Origin of the sequence: Synechococcus sp. A18-25c (assembly GCF_014280035.1) — a bacterium.
GTDB lineage: Bacteria > Cyanobacteriota > Cyanobacteriia > PCC-6307 > Cyanobiaceae > Synechococcus_C.
On record NZ_CP047957.1, the window covers coordinates 288,045 to 309,345 of the forward strand.

At 59.7% G+C, this 21,301-nt stretch carries 23 protein-coding genes and 1 tRNA gene; 12 read left to right on the forward strand and 12 right to left on the reverse strand.

All coding sequences use genetic code 11. From position 1 onward, the window contains the following. The first annotated feature begins 17 nt into the window (after positions 1–17). Complete coding sequence (locus SynA1825c_RS01340) at positions 18–764, forward strand: WecB/TagA/CpsF family glycosyltransferase (RefSeq protein WP_186469962.1); 747 nt, start codon at positions 18–20, stop codon at positions 762–764. Between the two features lie 4 nt (positions 765–768). Here the strand turns inward: SynA1825c_RS01340 and SynA1825c_RS01345 are convergent, their stop codons facing one another. After that, positions 769–912, reverse strand: a complete 144-nt coding sequence (locus SynA1825c_RS01345) for a photosystem II reaction center protein K (RefSeq protein ID WP_186469963.1) — start codon at positions 910–912, stop codon at positions 769–771. Between the two features lie 29 nt (positions 913–941). Next, the gene (gene tgt / locus SynA1825c_RS01350; RefSeq protein WP_186469964.1) at positions 942–2,060 is read right to left on the reverse strand and encodes a tRNA guanosine(34) transglycosylase Tgt; all 1,119 of its coding nucleotides are present in this window, start codon (positions 2,058–2,060) and stop codon (positions 942–944) included. 64 nt (positions 2,061–2,124) lie between these two features. Between tgt and cobS the strand changes: the two genes are divergently transcribed. After that, entirely contained in the window at positions 2,125–2,904 is a 780-nt protein-coding gene (gene cobS / locus SynA1825c_RS01355; protein ID WP_186469965.1) for an adenosylcobinamide-GDP ribazoletransferase, read from the forward strand. Here cobS and SynA1825c_RS01360 read toward each other — a convergent pair. Beyond that, complete coding sequence (locus tag SynA1825c_RS01360) at positions 2,861–3,997, reverse strand: sensor histidine kinase KdpD (RefSeq protein WP_186469966.1); 1,137 nt, start codon at positions 3,995–3,997, stop codon at positions 2,861–2,863. The two genes, cobS and SynA1825c_RS01360, sit on opposite strands and share 44 nt — an antisense overlap. A 394-nt stretch (positions 3,998–4,391) precedes the next feature. On the opposite strand from SynA1825c_RS01360, the gene SynA1825c_RS01365 reads away from it, so the two are divergent. Continuing rightward, positions 4,392–4,760: a DUF3155 domain-containing protein gene (locus tag SynA1825c_RS01365; RefSeq protein WP_186469967.1), complete on the forward strand. Its 369-nt coding sequence runs from the start codon at positions 4,392–4,394 to the stop codon at positions 4,758–4,760. A gap of 49 nt (positions 4,761–4,809) precedes the next feature. On the opposite strand, the gene SynA1825c_RS01370 is transcribed toward SynA1825c_RS01365, so the two are convergent. After that, a complete protein-coding gene (locus tag SynA1825c_RS01370) occupies positions 4,810–5,418 on the reverse strand; it encodes an alpha/beta hydrolase (protein ID WP_186469968.1) in 609 nt (202 codons plus the stop codon). 58 nt (positions 5,419–5,476) lie between these two features. On the opposite strand from SynA1825c_RS01370, the gene purH reads away from it, so the two are divergent. Then, complete coding sequence (purH, locus tag SynA1825c_RS01375) at positions 5,477–7,063, forward strand: bifunctional phosphoribosylaminoimidazolecarboxamide formyltransferase/IMP cyclohydrolase (protein ID WP_186469969.1); 1,587 nt, start codon at positions 5,477–5,479, stop codon at positions 7,061–7,063. Between the two features lie 79 nt (positions 7,064–7,142). Next, positions 7,143–7,601 carry a DUF4079 domain-containing protein gene (locus SynA1825c_RS01380; RefSeq protein ID WP_186469970.1) on the forward strand — a complete coding sequence of 153 codons (459 nt, stop codon included), beginning with the start codon at positions 7,143–7,145 and terminating at the stop codon, positions 7,599–7,601. 100 nt (positions 7,602–7,701) lie between these two features. On the opposite strand, the gene SynA1825c_RS01385 is transcribed toward SynA1825c_RS01380, so the two are convergent. From SynA1825c_RS01385 to sfsA, 5 genes are all read right to left on the reverse strand, one after another. Beyond that, positions 7,702–8,109 carry a hypothetical protein gene (locus tag SynA1825c_RS01385; protein ID WP_186469971.1) on the reverse strand — a complete coding sequence of 136 codons (408 nt, stop codon included), beginning with the start codon at positions 8,107–8,109 and terminating at the stop codon, positions 7,702–7,704. Between the two features lie 6 nt (positions 8,110–8,115). After that, positions 8,116–8,748, reverse strand: a complete 633-nt coding sequence (locus tag SynA1825c_RS01390; RefSeq protein WP_186469972.1) for a DUF1997 domain-containing protein — start codon at positions 8,746–8,748, stop codon at positions 8,116–8,118. Positions 8,749–8,808: 60 nt separating this feature from the next. After that, complete coding sequence (locus SynA1825c_RS01395; RefSeq protein WP_186469973.1) at positions 8,809–10,008, reverse strand: 4-hydroxy-3-methylbut-2-enyl diphosphate reductase; 1,200 nt, start codon at positions 10,006–10,008, stop codon at positions 8,809–8,811. 146 nt (positions 10,009–10,154) lie between these two features. Beyond that, positions 10,155–11,618 (reverse strand): ammonium transporter, encoded by a 1,464-nt coding sequence (locus SynA1825c_RS01400; protein WP_186469974.1) that lies wholly within the window; start codon positions 11,616–11,618, stop codon positions 10,155–10,157. Between the two features lie 150 nt (positions 11,619–11,768). Beyond that, positions 11,769–12,533, reverse strand: a complete 765-nt coding sequence (gene sfsA, locus SynA1825c_RS01405; protein ID WP_186469975.1) for a DNA/RNA nuclease SfsA — start codon at positions 12,531–12,533, stop codon at positions 11,769–11,771. A gap of 82 nt (positions 12,534–12,615) precedes the next feature. Here sfsA and murJ point away from each other — a divergent pair, with 82 nt between their 5' ends. Continuing rightward, positions 12,616–14,223, forward strand: coding sequence for a murein biosynthesis integral membrane protein MurJ (gene murJ / locus SynA1825c_RS01410; protein WP_186469976.1), 1,608 nt, complete (start codon positions 12,616–12,618; stop codon positions 14,221–14,223). Here murJ and SynA1825c_RS01415 read toward each other — a convergent pair. From SynA1825c_RS01415 to SynA1825c_RS01425, 3 genes are read right to left on the reverse strand one after another with little or no spacing between them, the layout of a single operon-like run. Next, positions 14,210–14,473 (reverse strand): cytochrome-c oxidase, encoded by a 264-nt coding sequence (locus SynA1825c_RS01415; protein WP_186469977.1) that lies wholly within the window; start codon positions 14,471–14,473, stop codon positions 14,210–14,212. The genes murJ and SynA1825c_RS01415 overlap by 14 nt on opposite strands. Positions 14,474–14,497: 24 nt before the next feature. Further along, positions 14,498–14,788 (reverse strand): DUF3181 family protein, encoded by a 291-nt coding sequence (locus SynA1825c_RS01420; RefSeq protein ID WP_186469978.1) that lies wholly within the window; start codon positions 14,786–14,788, stop codon positions 14,498–14,500. Between the two features lie 30 nt (positions 14,789–14,818). After that, on the reverse strand, positions 14,819–15,073 hold the full coding sequence (locus tag SynA1825c_RS01425; RefSeq protein WP_186469979.1) for a hypothetical protein: 255 nt from the start codon (positions 15,071–15,073) through the stop codon (positions 14,819–14,821). A 92-nt stretch (positions 15,074–15,165) separates the two neighbouring features. Between SynA1825c_RS01425 and SynA1825c_RS01430 the strand changes: the two genes are divergently transcribed. The 6 genes from SynA1825c_RS01430 to SynA1825c_RS01455 all read left to right on the forward strand — a co-directional run bounded on the left by SynA1825c_RS01430 (position 15,166) and on the right by SynA1825c_RS01455 (position 21,262). Next, a tRNA-Arg gene (locus SynA1825c_RS01430) sits at positions 15,166–15,239 on the forward strand. A 90-nt stretch (positions 15,240–15,329) separates the two neighbouring features. Next, entirely contained in the window at positions 15,330–16,619 is a 1,290-nt protein-coding gene (glyA, locus tag SynA1825c_RS01435; RefSeq protein WP_255478428.1) for a serine hydroxymethyltransferase, read from the forward strand. 90 nt (positions 16,620–16,709) lie between these two features. Further along, positions 16,710–17,867 carry a glycosyltransferase family 4 protein gene (locus SynA1825c_RS01440; protein WP_186469980.1) on the forward strand — a complete coding sequence of 386 codons (1,158 nt, stop codon included), beginning with the start codon at positions 16,710–16,712 and terminating at the stop codon, positions 17,865–17,867. Further along, a complete protein-coding gene (locus tag SynA1825c_RS01445) occupies positions 17,860–19,134 on the forward strand; it encodes a competence/damage-inducible protein A (RefSeq protein ID WP_186469981.1) in 1,275 nt (424 codons plus the stop codon). The genes SynA1825c_RS01440 and SynA1825c_RS01445 overlap by 8 nt, the downstream gene beginning before the upstream one ends. Positions 19,135–19,175: 41 nt before the next feature. Continuing rightward, on the forward strand, positions 19,176–20,579 hold the full coding sequence (leuC, locus tag SynA1825c_RS01450) for a 3-isopropylmalate dehydratase large subunit (protein ID WP_186469982.1): 1,404 nt from the start codon (positions 19,176–19,178) through the stop codon (positions 20,577–20,579). Positions 20,580–20,647: 68 nt separating this feature from the next. After that, the gene (locus SynA1825c_RS01455) at positions 20,648–21,262 is read left to right on the forward strand and encodes a 3-isopropylmalate dehydratase small subunit 2 (RefSeq protein WP_186469983.1); all 615 of its coding nucleotides are present in this window, start codon (positions 20,648–20,650) and stop codon (positions 21,260–21,262) included. Positions 21,263–21,301: the final 39 nt, after the last annotated feature.

Genomic DNA, 21,301 nt, shown 5'->3' on the forward strand with positions numbered 1-21,301 from the left:
GTGCTGGCGGTCCCTGGATGGAAGCAATCACCACTGGTCCTCGTGATCGGCGCCGGTGCCGCGTGCTCGGTATCCCCATTGATGTTTGCCGGGATGTTGCCTCCGCTGCCATCGCCCTGCACAGCGATGGCGGTGGTCAGATCGTCACCCTTAATGCCGAGATGACGATGCGTGCTCGTCGGGACAGCGATTTGGGTTCTGTCATCGAAGCTGCAGACCTTGTGGTGCCTGATGGTGCTGGCGTGGTTTGGGCTCTGGGACGGCAGGGCGTGAAGGTGCGCCGCAGTCCAGGGATTGAGCTGGCCTGGTCACTGCTTACCTTTGCCGCTGCCCATGGTTGGCGTGTCGCGCTTGTGGGAGCTTCTCCTGACGTGATGGAGCGTCTATTGGATCGCCTCCGTGCCCAGTTTTCCGACCTGCAGCTGGTGTTTGCAGAACACGGGTATCAGCAGCCCACCGACTGGCCGACGTTGGAAACACGGCTGCAAACCCTCAGGCCGGATCTTGTCCTGGTGGCACTCGGGGTGCCCAAGCAGGAGCTGTGGTCTTGCTCCCAGAGGCAAGGGTTACCAGGCATCTGGATGGGTGTTGGAGGCAGTTTCGATGTTTGGTCCGGCCTCAAGCAACGTGCACCCGAATGGACCAGTCAACTCCAGCTGGAGTGGTTTTATCGCCTCCTCCAAGAACCAAGTCGCTGGCGTCGCTACCTCGTGCTCCCACGGTTTGTTTGGGCTGTGTTGCGCTGCGGAGAACAGCGCCGCTAAAGACTTAGCGGAAGCCCACCGAGGCCTGCCAAACAAAGGCGAGCAGTAGAAAGAACACCGGGATGATCGGCAGGATATCGATCAGTGGACCGAAAGCTTGATAAGCCTCAGGAAGCTGGGCCAGCAGATCGAGGGAGAGTGCAGCCATCCCGGGAAACAACAGTCAGTCTGCGGACGCTACCACGTGTGATGAGCAGGCGAGGCCTCGTCCCAGGGAGCGAAATCCTCTGAAAAACAGCCATCCCGAATCGCCTGGCCCATTGCCGTCGTGAAACGGATCAGATGCGTGAGGTTATGCAGGCTGAGCAGGGTTAGCCCAAGCAACTCCTCACTACGAATTAGGTGATGCAGGTAGGCACGGCTGTGCTGGCTGCAGGCCGGACAGGGGCAGGTTGGATCGAGGGGCGTGTGGTCATGGCGGAAACGGGCATTACGCAGGTTCCAGCGCTCTCCGCCCACCATGGCGGTGCCGTGACGCCCCAGTCGCGTGGGCAGCACGCAGTCGAAGAGATCAATGCCGTTGGCGACAGCCACGCTCATCTCCCGAAGTGTGCCGATCCCCATTAGGTATCGGGGGCGATCATCGGGAAGCAGCGGCGTCACCTGGCGCACAATTTTGTGCATCTCTTCAGCGGGTTCCCCGACGCTGACACCACCGATGGCGATGCCTGGAAGATCAAAGCTGGCGATGGCGTGGGCGCTGCGTTCGCGCAGGTGAGGGAAGCAACCGCCCTGAACGATGCCGAACAGAGCCTGATCATCTCGCTGGTGCGCCTGAGCGCAGCGCTCGAGCCAGGCATGGGTGCGACGGCTCGCTTCCTCCACGTCGTTTTCTGAAGCCGGATAAGGGGGACACTGGTCGAAGGCCATGGCTACATCCGCACCGAGCGCCATCTGAATCTCCATCGAGCGTTCGGGTGTCAGCAGAATGCGGCTGCCATCGCGTGGGTTGCGGAAGTCCACGCCGTGGTCATCGATTCGATTGAGATCGCCCAGGCTGAACACTTGGAAGCCACCGGAATCGGTGAGCATTGGCCCGTTCCAATTCATGAAGCGGTGCAATCCTCCAGCGGCTTCGACCACCCCTTCTCCCGGTTGTAGATGCAGGTGATAGGTGTTGGAGAGCACCATCTGAGCGCCCGTGGCCGCGAGCTGATCCGTGGTCACGCCTTTCACCGTGGCCAGAGTGCCCACAGGCATAAAGCGTGGTGTGTTGACGGTTCCGTGGGGCGTTGAAAAGCTGCCGCACCGCGCGGCCGTGCGCTGGCACTGATTTGTGATTGTGAAGTCGAACACCCGCTTCTCCGACCAACCTCTGAACCTACGGTGAGCGCATCCCCGTGCGGTCAACGTCCTGCGGTTGAGCTCTCCTTCCTGGCTGCGTGATCTGGCCGGTGCCTGGGTCTTCTATACCGTCCTGCCCGGCTGGATCTGGCCGGCGCCCCGCTTTGAGCGCATCGCTCGGTTTGCCCCCTGGATTGGTGTGGTCATCGGAGGATTAATGGCGGGTCTTTGGTTTCTGCTTTCAGCCCTGAGTTGGAATCCTCTGTCGGTGGCGCCGGTCGTTTTGGCCTTTGGCTTATGGCTCACTGGGGGATTGCATCTCGATGGCCTGATGGACACAGCAGATGGTCTGGCAGCGGGGTCGGCTCGCGTGTTGGAGGCGATGGATGACAGTCGCGTCGGTGCCAGTGGCGTGCAGGCTCTCGTAATGGTGCTGCTGCTGCAATTCGCCGCCCTCGTGCGCTTGGACGCGTGGGCGCCGGCGGTGTTGATCCTCGCTGCTGTGGCGGGGCGAGTCGCGCCGCTTTGGGCGATGGCACGCTTCCGCTACCTGCGCAGTGAGGGCACAGCTGGGTTTCATCGTCGCCATCACCGGGGACTGCGGGAAGGCCGGCCAACGCTCCTGTTGCTGGCGGTGGTGATGGGGATGGCCCTGGTGCTGCAGCCAGCTCTGCTGCCGATGCTGCTGTTGGTTGTGCTGTTGGCCCTGGGTGCTGCCGTGTTGGTGGCGGAATGGCTGGGGCGTCGCCTAGGGGGACACACCGGAGACACCTATGGCGCCAGCCTGATGGTGACGGAAACTCTGATCCTGCTCATTGCAGCTGTGTTGTTGCCTGGGATGACCGCGGCAGTCTGAGCACAAAGGCATTGCCCACGGCAGGCAATGAAGCATGCAGAGTTTTTGGGGCGGTCTGCAGTGTGAGCGAGCCGCCAAGGTTGTCCGCCAGTTGTCGTGCCAGTGCCAGACCAAGTCCGGACCCTGGCCGGTCGGTGCTGCTGCTCCCTCGCTCCCCTTTCGCGAAGATGTGTTCTCTTTCTTCAGCCGGGATGGCCGGTCCTGCATCCCAAATGCAGATGTCGTGATCGAGCAGCGTCAGGCCCAGCTCGCATCCTGGTGGGCTGTAACGGAAGGCGTTTTCCAGCAGGTTGGCAACGATTTCCGCCACCACGGCATCGGGTGCGGCGCGGGGTGTCTGAGTCCATTCGGGCCACTGCGATGGCCCATTCCAGGGTCGGCTCTGCAGTGTTGCGGTGGCTGATGCCCTCTGAATCAGTGGAGATAACAGCTCCGCGATGGTGAGATCAGGAGCATCCGTTGGCACGGGCGGAAGCAGCAGAGGTGTCGCGTTGTCGGCTCCTAGACGTGGATCCGTCTGGCCGAGGCGATCGAGAGACTGCAGGTATAGGTTGAGCTGGGCCTGCTCCTGCATCAGGCTTTCCACCAGCGAACGATGCTGGTCGTCCGGCCCAAGGCGACGCAGCAACAGCTGGGCGTAGGTGCGCAGGGCCGTCAACGGGTTGCGCAGCTGGTGCACCACTAAATTCAGCTGATTTCGTTGCTGATCCAGCTGATCGTGCAGTCGTTGCCGGTCCAGCTCGAGGCCAAGGATGCAGGCGAGGGTGTCTGCGCAGGCCTGCAGACGCGGCGCCTCGTGGGCTTCTCGGCTGGGCAAGGCATGCTGCTCGGCACGCAAGACGCCCAGCAGGTTCTGGTCGTAGCGCAGTGGGTACCAGCGGCGTTCCGGTGCTGCGCTGCGCAGGCTGGGATCATCTGAAATCGCAGGGGGCAGGCTCTTGTCGTGAGGCCATTGCGCCACCAGGGTCAGCGTGGGCGTCTCATGCTGATCCCGTTCAGTGATGTAGAGCGCCAGGCGTGCGAGATCAGCATCAGCGGCCAGGAACTTCAGTTGCTGCTGCGCGAGTTCCAGAAACCGATCGGAGAGATGCATCGGCGGAACCGTGTTGCTGAATACAGACGAGAGGTCGGCAACTGACCCGACCTGCTTGCCAATTTTGGAAAAAGTCTTAAGATCAGATGAACGACAACAAGCACGCCCCTTGGGCGGCCGTGCTTCTTCGTTGCTCCAATTGAGGTTGCGCTTTGCGCTCAACCGAGGTTACAGCAGAGGTTGATGTATCCCCTGTTGACGTCGATGTCACGTCGGCGTGAGCCATGGAGTGTGTCCATATGCGATTCAGTGCCCCTGGATCCCTTCGATTCCAGTGCTGATGATTGCCGACGCTCGTCGCGAGGTGGTCACTGAAGAGCTGTGAGCAACAGCTCTGACGTTCAGCGCTCCCCCGTCCTCTTTCTTCACTCCCGTACGCGGGAACTTTTTTCTCATGTCCAAGAAGCGCAAGCGGATCAGTCGTCGTCGCCTCGCCGGCCAGCGTGTTCTCGCGCATGTGCCCACCTTCAATTTGGAAACCGGCGAACATAAGCCCGTGACGGCTGCGCGCCGTTTCATTGCTGAGGGTGCCCTCGTTCCTCCGGCGCTACTGTTCGTACGTCGTAATGAGCACACCACCGACCGTTTCTTCTGGGGAGAGAAAGGTCTGTTCAGCGCTCAATACGCCGAAGAGAACCACTTCTTGTTCCCCTCGCTCCGCAGCATTGTCGACAAGGTGGGTGAAGAGGTCATCTTCGAAGGTCTGGAGCTTGCTTCCGATGACTGGGAAGAGATGGAAGAGTACGAATACGCTTTCGTTTGACCCAGAAACTCTGTCACTGACGAACCCCTGGGATCCCCTCCAGGCTGATCTAACTCAGCCAGGAGGAGATCATCCAGACCATTGCCTGCTCCGCTTGCTGCGGGATCGCATGGCCTCCAGGAAAGTTCATCAAGTGACAGTCGACGGACGATCCCTCCTTCAGTTCCGCCTGCAGATTTGCGGATGCTTCTGGTGGAACCACCTCGTCATTCAGACCGTGCAAGAGCAGCACAGGGGGGCGCCATTGGGGAGCCTTCCAGTTCGGATGGCCGTAGGCGCTGCAACCAATCACGCCGGCCAACGGCAAGTTGCAGCCTGCGTGAACGGCCATGGCGCCTCCCTGTGAAAAACCGATCAACACTGTTCTTGATAGTGGAATCGGTGTTTGCTCGAGTGCCTCAAGACGTTGCTGTAGCTGCTCAACGGCTGGTGATACAGCCTGCCAATCGCCAGGGAACAATCCGTACCACTGTCGCCCCATGCCACCGGGATGCGGCTCGGGAGCAGGCAAGCCCAGGCAATCAATCGAGAATGGCAGTTGTGCGCTCAGTGCAGCGCCGAGGGGCATCAGATCATCTGCATCGGCACCCCATCCATGCAGAAGCACCAGTCGTGCCGTGGCTGGAGGCATGGTGGCCTGAAGCACGGAATCGGGCATGGGGGCGTGTCCTGTTGCTGCGTAGGTTGGCCCAAGGTCTGTTCCGTGTCCTGCTGCCATGGCTCCCATTGCGCTGCTGAGCGTTTCCGACAAGCGCGGGCTGGTGCCGCTTGCCGAAGCTCTGCATCACCGTTTTGGTTATCAGCTGTTGTCCAGCGGTGGCACGGCCAAGGTGCTTCAAGATGTCGGACTTCCCGTCACGAAGGTGGCTGATCACACTGGTGCACCTGAAATTCTGGGTGGCCGCGTCAAGACCCTCCATCCCCGTATCCATGGCGGAATCCTGGCCCGACGCGGCGATGCAGCCCATGAGGCTGATCTGGTCGCACAGAAGATCGATCCAATCGATGTGGTGGTCGTCAACCTTTATCCATTTCGCGAAACTGTCGCTGATCCCGCCGTCAGCTGGGATAAGGCCATCGAGAACATCGACATCGGCGGCCCCACCATGGTTCGCTCAGCTGCCAAGAACCATGAGCATGTGGCAGTGCTCACCGATCCTGATCAGTACGACAGGGTCCTGGCAGCGTTAGAGGCTTCAGGCGGCGTTCTTAGTCCCTCCGTCCGCCGGCAACTGGCGCTTGAGGCGTTTGCGCATACAGCGGCCTACGACGCGGCCATCACCCGCTGGATGCAAGCCCGACCGGAACTGGATCTGGAGCCAGAGACGTCGGACGCGGCTCTGCCCTGGCTGGAGGCGCTGCCTTTGCGTCAACAGCTGCGCTATGGCGAAAACCCACATCAGAAAGCCGGCTGGTTTAGCGCTGAGACATCAGGCTGGGGTGGTGCTGTTCAGCTGCAGGGCAAGGAGCTGAGCACCAACAATCTGCTGGATCTGGAGGCCGCTCTGGCCACCGTGCGTGAGTTCGGTTACGGCAGCGGGGGGCTCCATCCCGCTAGGCGTCCAGCGGCGGTGGTGGTTAAGCACACCAATCCGTGCGGAGTGGCCATCGGCGATGGCACAGCCATCGCGCTCACCCGTGCGTTGGATGCCGATCGTGTCAGTGCCTTCGGCGGCATCGTTGCATTGAACGGATGTGTGGATGCTGCTGCAGCCAAGGAGCTCACCAGTCTGTTCCTGGAATGCGTCGTTGCTCCTTCATTTGCACCTGAAGCCCGCGAGATTCTCTCTACCAAGGGCAATCTGCGCTTGTTGGAGTTAGCTCCCGAAGCCATTGATGTAGCTGGGCGCGATCAGGTTCGCAGCATCCTCGGTGGGGTGCTTGTGCAGGATCTCGATGATGAACTGGTCACACCTGACGACTGGACCGTGGCCACTGACCGGGCACCCACTGCGACGGAGCGGGATGATCTCTGCTTCGCCTGGCAGCTGGTTCGACATGTGCGCTCCAATGCCATCGTCGTGGCGCGCGATGGACAAAGTCTGGGGGTGGGAGCCGGCCAGATGAATCGGGTGGGCTCGGCCCGGATTGCCCTGGAGGCCGCTGGCGATCGGGCCCAAGGTGCGGTCTTGGCTAGTGACGGTTTCTTCCCGTTCGATGACACGGTTCGCCTGGCGGCTGAAAACGGCATTACCGCTGTGATTCATCCCGGTGGCAGCAAGCGAGATGACGATTCAATTCGGGCCTGCAATGAACTGGGGGTGGCAATGCTCCTGACGGGACGACGCCATTTCCTGCATTGATGAAACCGTTGCTGTGCTGCCCCGGGCATCAGTCCGGGCTGCTGCAGTTCTAGGGTCATTGGAATCCATGTGATTTTTGATGCCTGCGACTCTGTCTTTTGGCCTCAACTTCGTCCATCCCTTGATGATGTGGTCGCTGCTTGCCGCAGGCGGTTACGCCATGTATCTGGGCATCAAGGCCAAGAAGGTCCGGACCGGGACGGCCGAACAACGCAAGGCGCTGCTGCCCGGAAAGTTTGCCCAGCGCCACTACCTCTGGGGGAGTGCCCTGCTTGCTTTCATGGTGTTCGGCACCCTCGGGGGCATGGCCGTCACCTACCTGAATAACGGCAAGCTCTTTGTCGGCCCCCACCTCTTGGTGGGTCTGGCGATGACCGCCATGATCGCTGCCGCAGCGGCTCTCTCTCCCTTGATGCAACGCGGCAATCTGATTGCCCGCAAGGCCCACGTCGGTCTGAATATGGGCATGCTCACCTTGTTTCTCTGGCAAGCCGTCAGCGGCATGGAGATTCTCAACCGCATCTGGGAAAACCGCTGATTGAGGCCATTTGCAGAACGTTGTTGCAAAAGCCTTTTCTTCGGAGAAGGGCTCTTGGATGGCGTTCATGGTGCATGAATGGACCCGATTCACGGCTCCGCTAACTGGACTCGAGGCCGTTGAAGAGTTCGCGATGCACCGCAAAGGTGTGATACAGCGAGGTGCCATCTTCGGGCTGGAGTTTGCGGCCATCACAGGTGTAAGCGATGGAACAAATGAGATTTCCGTGCCAGGCGATTTGATCGTCACTTTGTGTTTGAGACCAAGACATCATTTCTGAAAAATCATTCGCAATGTGCGCCCCGATTTTTGTACAGGCTTTGCAGAGTTTGTAAAGAGCAGGAGGCTTGGAGGCCAGTGATAGTGACTGCCTTAAAGACAATTCATTAAACACACCGATGTAGCGAATGTGATCAATGATTTCCGCTTCATCCTCGCTGAGTTCTGCCTTCAGCAATGCCGTTTCAAAACGCTCTGGATCGAGTGCGGGTCTTGGCGCGACTGACATGGGCAATCAGAAGGCGGACCGACGGCGGGGAGGGCATGCCAATCCATGGCTGGCATGAAAGTCTTCTTGGACTTTCCAGGTGAGGCGACGTGAAATTTGTCGCACAATTTGGCGCAGCAAATGATCGCCGCTGGATTGGACTAGACGGTCGGGGAGCATGGTGATCACGCGAGGCAAGGCCACCCAGACCGTGAGATCCAGAGTCCAGCTCACCCATGTCTGCGTGAGGCCTGAAGGATTCAGTTGATCGTTCACCAGTCCAAGGCTGGCTTGGAAATCAACGTCATAGAGCTTGGCAAGGCTGGCATCCAGATTCGGCAGTGCCACCGTCTCGATGGCGTATTGGTCGTCGTTTCGTGGCAGGAGGCGCAAGCCGATGGTCGGCTCTACCTCGAATCCAAAGTTGCCGAAACGTCCCAGAGTCAGCGCATAGGCCTGAGCGTCGATGGCGTCCACCTCCATGGGAGCTGCACAACGACGAAACCAGCCTTCATGTTGATCGAGATAGGCCGAGACCGTCCGGGGATCAGCACGCATTTCCATGCGGTCACTGAAGTGGCTGCGGTAGCAGCGCACCTGGGGATCTTGGTCCTGGCAGGAGCGCAGGGTATCGGCTGATGGTCTCGACAAGAGCAGCACGGATGGGAGTCCCTGGCGGGTCAGTCGCACAAGGTGAACCAATGTAAAGCGCTTGGGTTGTTAGTTTTCATCGCTGAGAGCAATCAAGCGTTGAATCACGTGTTCAACCACGCGATCGGGTGTGGAAGCGCCTGAAGTGATCCCCACGCTGATGGGGCCACTGGGCAAGAAATTGTGGTCGCGGGTCAGGTCTTCGCCCAACGGTTTGTGCTCAATGCTGTTGTCTTCGCCGATCCGTTCTGGCGTGTCGATATGGAAAGAGCGGATGCCCCGACTGATCGCAATCTCCTGCAGGTGGGTGGTGTTCGAGGAGTTGTAGCCGCCGATGACGACCATGAGGTCTAGGGGTTCATCCACAAGCGAGAACATGGCGTCTTGGCGCTCCTGCGTCGCATCGCAGATGGTGTTGAAGGCCAGGAAGTGTTCGTTCAGCTGGGTCGGGCCGAACTTGCTAAGCATGGTTCGTTCGAACAGCCTGCCGATTTCCTCGGTTTCTCGCTTGAGCATCGTCGTCTGGTTGGCCACACCCAATCGCTCCAAATCGCGATCGGGGTCAAACCCAGGCGAGCAGGCCTTGGAGAAGCGGGCCATGAAATTGGCGCGGTTGCCCTTCCCAACGATGTAGTCGGCAACGATTTGGGCTTCCTCTAAATCAAGAACCACCAAATAAGTCCCGGCAAATGAGCTGGTGGCCAGCGTTTCCTCATGCTTCACCTTGCCGTGAATGATGGAGGTGAAGGTGTGCTTCTTGTGTTTCTCGACGGTGTTCCACACCTTCGACACCCAAGGACAGGTGGTGTCGACAATGTGGCATCCCCGCTCGTTGAGCAACTGCATCTCCTGCACCGTGGCGCCGAAGGCGGGAAGGATTACCACGTCGCCGTTGGTGACGCCTGAGAAATCCTTGACGCCATCTTCAACAGGAATGAACTGAACGTTCATCTCGCGAAGATGATCATTCACCGAAGGGTTGTGGATGATCTCATTGGTGATCCACAGGCGCTCGCTGGGGTAGTGCTTGCGGGTTTCGTACGCCATGGCGACGGCGCGTTCAACGCCCCAGCAAAAGCCGAAGGCTTCGGCGAGGCGCACACTGAGGCGGCCATGGCTGAGTTTGTAGCCGTTTTCGCGGATGGACCCGATCAGACCGCTCTGATAGGCCTGTTCAAGGCTCCCAGCCACTTCTTCGGCACGCCCGAATCCGCGTCGGTTGTAACGGTCGGAATGATGCAAGGAGCGCTTGAAGGCGTGGGTATCCATGGGCGCGGCGGCAATCCAGTGACTCTATGGGCTATCGGCCATGGTCGTCTTCATGGAACGACCAGAGCAGGTCATTGCCCTTAGGCGTGACCAAAAGAAAACCCCGACCCATGAGGGCCGGGGTTGATGGGTTCTCGTGATGAACCTCAGTTGCCGGCAGAGGCGAAGTCGGGATAAGCCTCCATGCCGTGCTCGCCGATGTCGAGTCCATTGAGCTCCTCTTCTTCGGTGACACGAATGCCTCCAAACAGAGCGCCAATGATGCTCCACGCAATCCAGCAGGTGATCAGCGTCCAGATGGCGTAAGCAGCACAACCGACGGCTTGGATACCGAGCTGGCTGATGCCACCACCGTTGAACAGGCCCAGGCCGGCTGCGCCGGGATCCATACCGTCAACGCCCCAAAGGCCGATCACCAGGGTGCCCCAGACACCGCACACACCGTGCACGGAGAAAGCACCAACGGGATCGTCAATGCCGGAGGCATCCAGAGCGGCCACTGCAAACACAACGATCACGCCGCCCACAGCACCAGCGACCCAGGAACCGACAAGAGTCATGTTTCCGCAACCTGCGGTGATGCTCACCAAACCGGCCAGGATGCCGTTGATGATCATTGTCAGATCAGGCTTTCCGGAGGTGATGGTGGAAACGATGGTGGCAGCGATGGCGCCACCTGCAGCGGCCAAAGTGGTGGTAACAGCCACGTAAGGCACGTACTGGTCCATGGCGAGCTCGGAACCGGGGTTAAAGCCATACCAGCCAATCCACAGGATCAGAGCACCCAGGGTGGCGATCGCCATGTTGTGACCAGGAATGGCTTGGGTGGTGCCATTCACATACTTGCCAATCCGGGGGCCAAGAAGCATGGCGCCAACCAGGCCAGCCCATGCGCCGACAGAGTGAACGATGGACGAGCCGGCAAAGTCGATGAAACCGAGTTCGCTCAACCAACCACCATTCCATTGCCAGGAGCCGGAGATCGGATAGATGAAAGCGGTGAGGACGAGTGCAAAGATTACGAACTCACCGAACTTGACACGTTCAGCCACCAGACCGGAAACGATGGTTGCTGCGGTGCCAGCGAAGGCAGCCTGGAAGAGGAAATCAACCGTTGGAACGAGAGCGCCATCGGTGATCATCTCGGCGGTGACAGCTGGATCAAAGAACAGACCCTTGAAGAAGAACCAGCCGTTGTCGCCGTTGCCGTACATCAGCGAGTAGCCGATGAACCAGTAGGCCGTCACGGCCAGGGCAAATACAAAAAGGTTTTTGGCGAGGATGTTGACTGCGTTTTTCTGACGGCACATCCCTGCTTCGACCATGGCGAAGCCGGCGTTCATGAAGATCACCAGGATCGTTGCGATGAACAGCCAAAGGTTGTTGGCCAGAAATACAGCGTTGAGTTCTGGAAGTTCAGCTGCGTGAACGGTCAGGTTGAAGAGGCCGAGACCCATGAGGGCGACGGGCACGCAAGCAAGCCAGGTGAGCGAGCGGTTGGTGCGGAAACCGCGAATGCTTTTCAGGAGAAGCATCGGTCCGTTCAGGAGGCTGGCCTCCTGAAGCCTTGACTTGCTCCGCCTGAAAGGCGAATGCAGAGCAGTTGTCATGAATGAAGAGCAGGGCTGCAGACACAGTGAGGATTCCCTCACCGCTTAATTAGCAATGTGCCAATCGGCGACCACCTGGCAAGTGTCTGTTGTTACACAATTGCTGCTGGATGTTGCCAAATGTGCATGGCTAGTAACGGACGCTGCATTTCAGTTGTTAAGCGGTTTTGGAAGCCACACATCCCTTCCTCCTTCCCAAAGAACGCGATCGGCCTCAAACCGGAAACAGCAGGGGAGCACTTCAACGCCGCAAGCCATTGCTTCGCGAAAAAGCTCTCCATAGCGCGGGTCGGCGCTGTCGCCCGGGGCGAAAGCCGTCACATCCGGCCGGCTTAGGCACGGCACCAGCACGCCGCGGGCATCTGGCAGCACATGCATCAGCTCCTGCAAGTGCTTCTGACCCCGTTCTGTGACCGTGTCAGGGAAGAGGGCCAAGGGGCCATCGCTCCAAGTGGTGTTTTTGACCTCGAGGTAGATCGGACGCTGATCCTTGGCGCTGGCATCCGGTGTGAGTAATAGGTCGATGCGGCTGCGGCGGTTCTCGCCGTAGGCCACCTCAGCCCGGATTTCGGCGATCGCACCGAGCTGCTCCTCCAAGCAGCCGGCTTCGATCGTTGCTCGGATCAAACGGTTGGGTAGAGCGGTGTTGATGCCCACCCAGCAAGGCGTCCCATCGGCACCGGGAACTTCCGCCTGCTCCCAGGTCCAGGCCAGCTTGCGCTTGGGGGAGGGGGCGTAGCGCAGCCTTACCTTGCCACCCGGATGTAGGACACCAGTCATGGGGCCGGTATTGGCGCAGTGAGCCGTCACCACGGTCCCGTCTTCGAGTTCAATGTCCGCCAGAAAGCGCTTGTAGCGCTTGATCAGCACTCCCTCCGTCAAGGGTTTAAACGAGAGCAGCTGGGTGACGGTCATTGGGGCGGGCTGGCTGCCGCCATCGTGCCTTGTGCATGCACCGAGAATCTCCGCATGTAATGGAGGAGGTCTGCGGGCGTCGATGGCGAGATCTCTCAAGCGCATTGCCCTGATGGTCACGTTCGGCACCCTTCTGAGCAAAGGGGGTGGGTTGATTCGCCAACTGGTGATCGCTGCTGCCTTTGGCGTTGGTGCGGCTTATGACGCCTACAACTATGCCTACGTGCTGCCCGGATTCCTGTTGATTCTCCTTGGAGGCATCAATGGGCCTTTCCACAGCGCCATGGTCAGCGTGCTGAGCCGTCGCCCTCGGGAAGAGGGAGCCCATATCCTTGCCGCGCTTAACACCACGGTGAGTGCCCTATTGCTCGCGGTGACGGCGGTTCTGGTGCTGGCGGCAGATCCGCTGATCACGCTTGTGGGACCTGGACTGTCACCCGAGCTGCATGGCATTGCCGTGGAGCAGTTGAAGGTGATGGCTCCGATGGCTTTGCTGGCCGGCTTGATCGGCCTCGGGTTTGGATCTTTAAACGCTGCAGATGAATTCTGGATTCCTGCCATTTCTCCTTTGATGTCGAGCCTCGCTCTCATCGTCGGGGTAGGTCTTCTCTGGTGGCAGCTGGGTGCCTCGATCGCCGAACCCATGCATGCGCTTTGGGGTGGAGTGGTGTTGGCATTGGCCACCCTTGTGGGTGCACTGTTGCAGTGGTTGCTGCAGCTGCCGGCGCTGGCCCGACAGGGCTTGGCTCGTCTGCGCCTGGAGTGGGACTGGCGTCATCCCGGTGTCCGCGAAGTCTGGCGCGTGATGGGTCCGGCAACCCTCTCGTCGGGGATGCTTCAGATCAACGTCTTTACGGATTTGTTTTTTGCGTCGGGAATCATCGGCGCAGCAGCAGGACTCGGCTACGCGAATCTCCTGGTCCAGACCCCCCTGGGCTTGATCTCCAATGCCTTGCTGGTACCGCTTTTGCCGACGTTTTCGCGCCTGACGGCTTTAGAGGATCGTCCTCAGCTGATTGCCAGAATTCGTCAAGGGGTGATGTTGTCAACAGCTTCAATGCTGCCCCTCGGAGCATTGTTTCTGGCGCTGGCGGCGCCAATCGTGGCGTTGGTCTATGAGCGTGGCGCCTTCGACCAGCAAGCGGTGCAGCTGGTGACTGGGTTGCTGATGGCCTATGGCATCGGCATGCCGGCTTATCTCGGTCGGGATGTGCTCGTGCGAGTGTTTTATGCCCTGGGTGATGCGACAACACCCTTCCGTCTTTCCGTGGCGGGGATAGGTCTGAATGTGCTCTTTGACTGGGCTCTGGTGGGCGGCCCAACGCCTTGGGGGTCGCAGCTGCCTTTCAATCTTGGGGCGCCAGGTCTTGTGTTGGCCACCGTTTTAATCAATCTGCTCACCTGTGTGGTGCTGTTGCTGGCGCTTCAGGTGCGTCTCGGTGGGCTGCCGCTCAGGGAATGGGGCTTGGACACGATCAAGCTGATTCTGGCTGCGATCGGGGCTGGTCTTCTCGCTTGGATACTCAGTGTTGGCCTCGCATGGCCGGAGGATCTGATCGGACGTGGTCTCCAGGTGGGTTTATCCGGGAGCCTGGGGCTGCTTCTCTTCGTCGGTTTTGGTCAGGCTCTGGCCGTTCCGGAAGTGAGCCAGATCAGTGGCGGTTTGCGACGCAGACTCATTCGTCGCTGAGCCGCACCGCCCGTTCCTCGCGCACGTGGATCGGTAGTTCGAGGTGTTGGCGTCCAATCACTTGCGGACCTTCTACAGAGAGAATCCGCGCCTCGATTCCGAATTCGCGGAAGGCAGTATCGATCTCCTGAATTAAGGCTTTTTCCACCTGCGCTTCGGGATCGACAACTTTTCCAATCAGCCGTTCACCCAGCCGACCAATTCTCTGGCGCACCACCTCTCTGGCGTTGGTGACCTCGATGATGAGCACGAGAACTCCAGGTACCTAGCAACTTTATCGGCAGCGGTCCTCAAGAATCTGCTCGAGTTCGCAAAGTTGAGAGGACGGCAACAGGCGTGCCAGGGGCAGACGGCTGCTGCCACCTCCAATCGGAACCTGGACGGCTTCAAGAGCACGCCTTGCACAGACGGCGGCGCCCTGGTCGAGGAAGGCGCTGCATTCAATGGCAAGGCTTTCGGCAAGCCCAGCGTCACCCAGATACAGATGCCAGCCCGCCACTTGTAAATACAGACGGTCGCCCAGGGCAGCGGTGAGGTCCTGCAGATCAGCAGCGTCCAGGGTCATGGCAATGGCGAGGTTGCCGTCATGTTGCTCTCAGGATGCGGAGCTGTCCGCATCTCCGCTTGGACGCAATCGCAGAACAATGACCAGATGGGTCATCAGTCCGGCGAGCCAGAGCTCGCTGAACAGGTCGAGATGATCCCAGGGGTGGCGCATTTGCTGGATAAACCACAGCCCACTGTTCAACGCTGCGAACACCATGGCGTGTAGGACGAAATTCACCACTCGGTTGAAGTGGCGATAGGTGGGATCGGCCGGGTCAGCGGGGCCGTACCAGCGGATGGGCATGGGGATGGGCCATTGCAATGAAGTGATTGTGGCGTGGGGATGGACCCCAGTTGACGAAGGGCACCTCCGTGGGGTCAGATGGTCTTACGCAAGCGCTTGTAGCTCAGCGGATTAGAGCATCTGACTACGGATCAGAGGGTCGGGAGTTCGAATCTCTCCAGGCGCGCTTTGAAACTGCCTTTTGGCAGTTTTTTTTTGACTTTTTCGACAGACAGAGCCTGTTGCCTACGATTCAGGCAACGCAACGTTGCAAGGCATGACGGATTTCGCTTCGGCCCCGATCAATGCATCCTTGGCCGCCAAGGATCCGGCCATCGCAGGCCTGATCGATCAGGAGCAGAGGCGGCAAGAAACCCACCTTGAGCTGATCGCTTCTGAAAATTTTGCTTCCCGCGCTGTGATGGAAGCTCAGGGTTCCGTGCTCACGAATAAGTATGCCGAAGGTCTGCCCAGCAAGCGGTACTACGGCGGTTGCGAGCACGTTGATGCCATCGAAGAGTTGGCGATCGGGCGAGCGAAAGAGCTCTTTGGTGCTGCCTGGGCCAATGTGCAGCCCCACAGTGGTGCACAGGCCAATTTCGCGGTGTTCCTGGCTCTGTTGCAGCCGGGCGACACGATCATGGGCCTCGATCTCTCCCATGGTGGTCACCTCACCCACGGCTCACCGGTCAACGTCAGTGGCAAGTGGTTCAACGTTGTCCAGTACGGCGTCGACAAGGACTCCCAGCGCCTCGACATGGAGGCGATCCGCCAGCTCGCGCTAAAGCACAAGCCAAAGCTGATTGTCTGCGGATACTCCGCTTATCCCCGCATCATCGATTTCGCCGCCTTCCGTGCCATCGCTGATGAGGTCGGTGCCTATTTGCTGGCCGACATGGCACACATCGCCGGTCTGGTAGCGGCTGGTGTGCATCCCAGCCCCGTGCCCCACTGCGATGTGGTCACGACCACCACGCACAAAACGCTCCGGGGGCCTCGCGGAGGTTTGATCCTCTGCCGCGACGCCGAATTCGCCAAGAAGTTTGACAAGGCTGTATTCCCCGGCAGCCAAGGTGGCCCTCTTGAGCATGTGATTGCAGCCAAAGCCGTTGCCTTCGGTGAGGCTCTGCAGCCGGCGTTCAAGCAGTACAGCCAGCAGGTGGTTGCTAATGCCTCTGCTCTTGCGGACCGTCTGGTGGCCCGCGGCATCGATGTGGTGAGCGGTGGCACTGACAACCATGTGGTGCTGCTCGACCTGCGAGGCATCGGCATGACTGGCAAAGTTGCCGATCTCCTGGTCAGTGATGTGCACATCACGGCCAACAAGAACACTGTGCCCTTCGACCCTGAATCCCCCTTCGTAACCAGCGGTCTACGCCTCGGCACCGCCGCGTTGACAACGCGTGGTTTCGATGTCGAGGCCTTCCGGGAAGTGGCCGATGTGATTGCTGATCGCCTGCTTAACCCTGAGGATGATGCGATTCAGAGCCGTTGCTTGGAGCGGGTGGCAAGCCTCTGCAGCCGTTTTCCTCTGTACGCCACGGCAGCTGAGCCAGCGCTTGTCTGACTGGACCACGGCCCCTTGGATCCCCTCCAAAGAGCTGCCTAGGATTGCCTCAACACGGTCCGTAACGGGCTGACACCTCCGGAGTTTGGTGTGACTCTCGCGAGCACTCCCCTCGCAGTCGCCATTGGGATCTTCGTCGTTTCGGCGATGATCACCATGGTGATTGCGCCGGTGGTGCGACGGCTCGGATTGCGCCATGGATTCACCGATACGCCTGATCCTCGCAAGCAGCACAGCGTTCCCATGGTGCGTCTTGGTGGAGTGGCCATGGTGCTGGGGTTTTGTTTGGCCCTGGGATTGACCTGGCTGTTTGGTGGATTCGGACTGCTGTCGCCAGCCCGCGATCAATTGATCTGGACGACGCTCGCGGGTTCGCTCTGTTTTTTTGTAATCGGCCTGGCTGACGATCTCTTTTCGCTCTCGCCATGGCCTCGGCTTGCCGGTCAAGTGGCTGTGGCTGTGGTGGTTTGGTCGCAGGGGGTTCAGATCGGCGCGATCGATCTTCCCTGGTTGTCGAGCAGCGCAGAGGCGGTGGTGCTGCCTGACATGATCAGTCTCCTGGCAACGGTGATCTGGCTTGTTGGCATTACCAACGCCATCAACTGGCTGGATGGGTTGGATGGACTTGCCGCTGGAGTTGCAGGCATCGCGGCCATTGGCCTCGTCTCGGTGAGCTTCTCTCTGCATCAAGTTGCCGCAGCTTTTCTCGCTGCTGCGCTCGCCGGATCCTGCTTGGGCTTTCTTCGGCATAACTTCAATCCCGCCCGCATCTTTATGGGAGATGGGGGGTCTTATTTCCTTGGTTTCAGCCTGGCTGCCATCAGCATCGTGGGCCCAGCTAAAGGGCTCACCACTGTCAGTCTGCTGCTGCCGCTGCTGATCCTCTCTCTGCCACTGGCCGACATGTCGGCCGTAATCATGGGTCGGCTTCGCTCAGGCCGGTCTCCTTTTTATCCCGATCGCCGCCATCTCCATCACCGGCTGCTGAGGGCGGGCTTCAGTCATCGCCGCACCGTTTTGCTGATCTATGTGTTCACCCAGTGGCTGGCAGCCATCGCGATGGTGGTGGCCAACGTGGAAATGCGTTTTCTCTGGCTCGGTTTGGCTACTGCGATTCTGGTCGGAACCGTGGTGGTGATTCAGCGTCAACGGAGCAATGATCGCGACCCTGAAGTGGAGCTCTCAGCGAGCGATTCATCAGTTCCGGAGGATTGTTCCCAGTCCTGCTGTTCCGACCCTCATGGCTGAGACCTCGCAGCCCTCCGGTGTGGAAATCCTCTGCATCGGCACGGAGCTTCTGCTGGGCAACATCCTTAATGGCAACGCCCGCTGGCTGGCTGAAGAACTGTCGGCTCTTGGTCTGCCGCATTACCGGCAGACCGTGATCGGTGATAACCGAGAGCGCTTGATCGATCAGGTTCAAGACATCGCTGGACGCTCTCGGGTGTTGATCACCACCGGTGGCTTGGGCCCCACTCCGGATGACCTCACCACTGAAGCGATCGCCGCAGCGTTCTCAACGCCCCTGGAGGAGCGGCCGGAGGTCTGGGCCGATATCACCGCGAAATCACGCAGTCGTGGTCGAGAGCCTAGTGCTGAGACCCGCCGTCAGGCCTTGTTGCCTCGTGGAGCTGAGGTGCTGCCCAATCCCACCGGAACCGCTGCAGGAATGATCTGGTCACCTGTTGAAGGATTCACGCTGCTCACCTTCCCTGGTGTCCCGAGCGAGATGCGGGCGATGTGGCAACAGACAGCAGCGCCTTGGTTCCGTCAGTCCGGACTGTCCCATGGCGCTTACGTCAGCCGCATGCTTCGGTTCTGGGGGATTGGCGAATCGGCGCTGGCTGCGCAGGTCGGCGATCTGCTCGATCAGTCCAATCCAACGGTGGCACCGTATGCAGGCCGCGGAGAGGTGAAACTGCGCATTACGGCACAGGCTGCGTCTCAAGCCGAGGCGCAACGTTTGGTGATGGCCACGGAAGACGATCTGCGCCGACGCACCGGCCAGCTCTGTTTCGGGGTTGATGATCAATCGTTGGCCACCGTGGTGCTTGAGCACTTGCGTCGACGCGGTCAAACTTTGTCAGTGGCCGAGTCCTGCACCGGTGGGGGGTTGGGTGCTGAGCTCACCGCTGTGCCTGGATCGTCGGATGTTCTTCTGGGCGGGGTGATTGCCTACTCCAATGCCATCAAGAACAAGGTGCTGGGTGTGCCGGAAGCTTTGCTTGAGCAGGTTGGCGCCGTCAGTGATCCCGTTGCTGAGGCCATGGCGGAGGGCGTTCGACGCCTGACAGGCAGTGATTGGTCTCTGGCCATCACAGGGATTGCAGGCCCAGGTGGTGGAACCGAGTCCAAACCGGTGGGTTTGGTGCATCTCGCGGTTGCAGGCCCGGACGGATGTGAGAGTCATCCCATCCGGCTCGGATCCAGCCGCGGTCGTGACTGGATCCGCATGGTCAGTTCCGGTGAGGCGCTCAACCGGCTGCGGCTGCAGCTGATGGCCACCGGATCCTGACGGCTGGCCATCTAGGGTTGGCTGTTCACAGCTGACCTGGAATGAGCAGCGGAACCCTCTACGACAAGGTCTGGGATCTGCATCGTGTCGCAGATCTGCCTGGCGGTGCCACACAGCTGTTCATCGGTTTGCACCTGATTCATGAGGTAACCAGCCCCCAGGCTTTTGCCGCTCTCGACGAGAAAGGTCTGCCGGTGCGCTGTCCTGAGCGCACGGTGGCCACCGTCGACCACATCGTTCCCACCCTCAGCCAGGCTCGGCCATTCGCGGATCCTCTTGCAGAGGAAATGCTCAGCACCTTGGAGCGGAATTGCCAACGGCATGGCATCACACTCAACGGCCTCGGTAGTGGTCGCCAAGGGATCGTGCATGTGATTGCTCCCGAGCTTGGCCTGACCCAGCCAGGAATGACCGTGGCTTGCGGTGACTCCCACACCTCCACCCATGGCGCCTTCGGGGCGATTGCCTTTGGGATCGGCACCAGCCAGGTGAGAGATGTGCTCGCTAGCCAGAGCCTGACGATGAACAAGCTCAAGGTGCGCCGAATCTGGGTGGAGAACCGTCTAAGCGAGGGTGTGTTCGCCAAGGATCTGATCCTCCACATCATCCGCACTCTGGGGGTGAAGGCAGGGGTTGGTTATGCCTATGAATTCGCGGGACCCGCGATTGAGGCCCTGTCGATGGAGGAGCGCATGACCCTCTGCAACATGGCCATTGAAGGAGGTGCACGCTGTGGCTATGTGAATCCCGACCAGGTCACGTTCGACTATCTCAAGGGCCGCGCTGAGGCGCCTGCTGAGGAGATTTGGGATCGTGCAGTGACCTGGTGGCGCTCGCTCGCTTCCGATTCGAATGCCTGCTTTGACGACGAGATCCGTTTCGACGCTGGCACCATTGCGCCCACGGTGACCTGGGGGATCACCCCCGGCCAGGGCATTGGTGTGGATGAGTGTGTTCCGGTCTCCGACGAGCTCGAAGTTGCTGATCGCCCCATCGCTGAAGAGGCTTATCGCTACATGGACCTCGCCCCCGGTCAGCCCATCGAGGGTGTTCCGGTGGACGTGTGCTTCATCGGCAGCTGCACCAATGGACGACTCAGTGATCTGCAGGCTGCAGCCGCTGTGGCCCGCGGTCGCCATGTGGCGCATGGCATCAAGGCGTTTGTGGTGCCTGGCTCAGAACAGGTGGCTCAGGCTGCGGTTGCTGAGGGATTGGATCAGGTGTTCCGTGAAGCCGGTTTCGAGTGGCGGGAACCAGGCTGCTCCATGTGTCTTGCCATGAACCCCGATCGGCTGGAGGGTCGTCAAATTAGTGCCAGCTCCAGCAACCGCAACTTCAAAGGACGTCAGGGTTCTCCCAGCGGTCGCACGTTGCTGATGAGTCCGGCCATGGTTGCTGCCGCTGCGATCGCAGGCCGAGTCAGCGATGTGCGTCAGCTGAACTGAGCCCAGCGCTCTCCAAATCCCCTCGTTTTTTCAATCCCGCTTTTTCGATCCCGTTGTCTGTTTCATTCATGACTGAAACCAGTGCCTTCCCCCAGGGTCAGATTTTGCGGGTGTCAGGCCGTGGACTGGTGCTACGGGGTGATGACATCGATACCGACCGGATCATTCCGGCCCGTTTTCTGAAATGCGTGAGCTTTGACGACCTAGGTGAGCAGGCGTTTGCGGATGACCGCACGGAGCTCGCCGGCGACCACCCCTTTGATCAAGAAGCGCATCAAGGTGCCTCGATCCTTGTGGTGAACGACAACTTTGGTTGTGGCTCCAGCCGTGAGCATGCTCCTCAGGCCTTGATGCGTTGGGGCATCCGAGCCGTGATCGGTGTGAGCTTTGCTGAAATTTTCTATGGAAACTGCCTGGCACTGGGCATTCCCTGCGCCACTGCTGGCGTGGAGGATATCCGCAAGCTTCAGGATGCTGTGGAGTCTGATCCGGCAGCTGAGTGGACTCTTGATTTGGAATCACTGACGGTCAGTGATGGGACAACGACGCAAGCAATGGCTTTGGCCGGTGGTGCCCTCGACATGCTGCGCAGCGGTCAATGGGATGCCACCGGGCAGTTACTTGCCAGGGATTTGGAGCTCAGCCGCACCATGGCAGCGCTGCCCTACCTCCATGGCTTCTGATTTCACGGCCGATCGTTGAGTGATTGTCTATGACTGAGA

What these genes read in the sequence shown, in the direction of transcription:
- SynA1825c_RS01340 (WP_186469962.1), top strand. Translation starts at nt 18, where the DNA reads ATGGAAGCAATCACCACTGGTCCTCGTGATCGGCGCCGGTGCCGCGTG.
- SynA1825c_RS01345 (WP_186469963.1), bottom strand. Translation starts at nt 912, where the DNA reads ATGGCTGCACTCTCCCTCGATCTGCTGGCCCAGCTTCCTGAGGCTTAT.
- SynA1825c_RS01360 (WP_186469966.1), bottom strand. Translation starts at nt 3,997, where the DNA reads ATGCATCTCTCCGATCGGTTTCTGGAACTCGCGCAGCAGCAACTGAAG.
- SynA1825c_RS01365 (WP_186469967.1), top strand. Translation starts at nt 4,392, where the DNA reads ATGTCCAAGAAGCGCAAGCGGATCAGTCGTCGTCGCCTCGCCGGCCAG.
- SynA1825c_RS01370 (WP_186469968.1), bottom strand. Translation starts at nt 5,418, where the DNA reads ATGCCCGATTCCGTGCTTCAGGCCACCATGCCTCCAGCCACGGCACGA.
- purH (WP_186469969.1), top strand. Translation starts at nt 5,477, where the DNA reads ATGGCTCCCATTGCGCTGCTGAGCGTTTCCGACAAGCGCGGGCTGGTG.
- SynA1825c_RS01380 (WP_186469970.1), top strand. Translation starts at nt 7,143, where the DNA reads ATGCCTGCGACTCTGTCTTTTGGCCTCAACTTCGTCCATCCCTTGATG.
- SynA1825c_RS01385 (WP_186469971.1), bottom strand. Translation starts at nt 8,109, where the DNA reads ATGTCAGTCGCGCCAAGACCCGCACTCGATCCAGAGCGTTTTGAAACG.
- SynA1825c_RS01395 (WP_186469973.1), bottom strand. Translation starts at nt 10,008, where the DNA reads ATGGATACCCACGCCTTCAAGCGCTCCTTGCATCATTCCGACCGTTAC.
- SynA1825c_RS01400 (WP_186469974.1), bottom strand. Translation starts at nt 11,618, where the DNA reads ATGACAACTGCTCTGCATTCGCCTTTCAGGCGGAGCAAGTCAAGGCTT.
- sfsA (WP_186469975.1), bottom strand. Translation starts at nt 12,533, where the DNA reads ATGACCGTCACCCAGCTGCTCTCGTTTAAACCCTTGACGGAGGGAGTG.
- murJ (WP_186469976.1), top strand. Translation starts at nt 12,616, where the DNA reads ATGGCGAGATCTCTCAAGCGCATTGCCCTGATGGTCACGTTCGGCACC.
- SynA1825c_RS01420 (WP_186469978.1), bottom strand. Translation starts at nt 14,788, where the DNA reads ATGACCCTGGACGCTGCTGATCTGCAGGACCTCACCGCTGCCCTGGGC.
- SynA1825c_RS01425 (WP_186469979.1), bottom strand. Translation starts at nt 15,073, where the DNA reads ATGCCCATCCGCTGGTACGGCCCCGCTGACCCGGCCGATCCCACCTAT.
- glyA (WP_255478428.1), top strand. Translation starts at nt 15,330, where the DNA reads ATGACGGATTTCGCTTCGGCCCCGATCAATGCATCCTTGGCCGCCAAG.
- SynA1825c_RS01445 (WP_186469981.1), top strand. Translation starts at nt 17,860, where the DNA reads ATGGCTGAGACCTCGCAGCCCTCCGGTGTGGAAATCCTCTGCATCGGC.
- leuC (WP_186469982.1), top strand. Translation starts at nt 19,176, where the DNA reads ATGAGCAGCGGAACCCTCTACGACAAGGTCTGGGATCTGCATCGTGTC.
- SynA1825c_RS01455 (WP_186469983.1), top strand. Translation starts at nt 20,648, where the DNA reads ATGACTGAAACCAGTGCCTTCCCCCAGGGTCAGATTTTGCGGGTGTCA.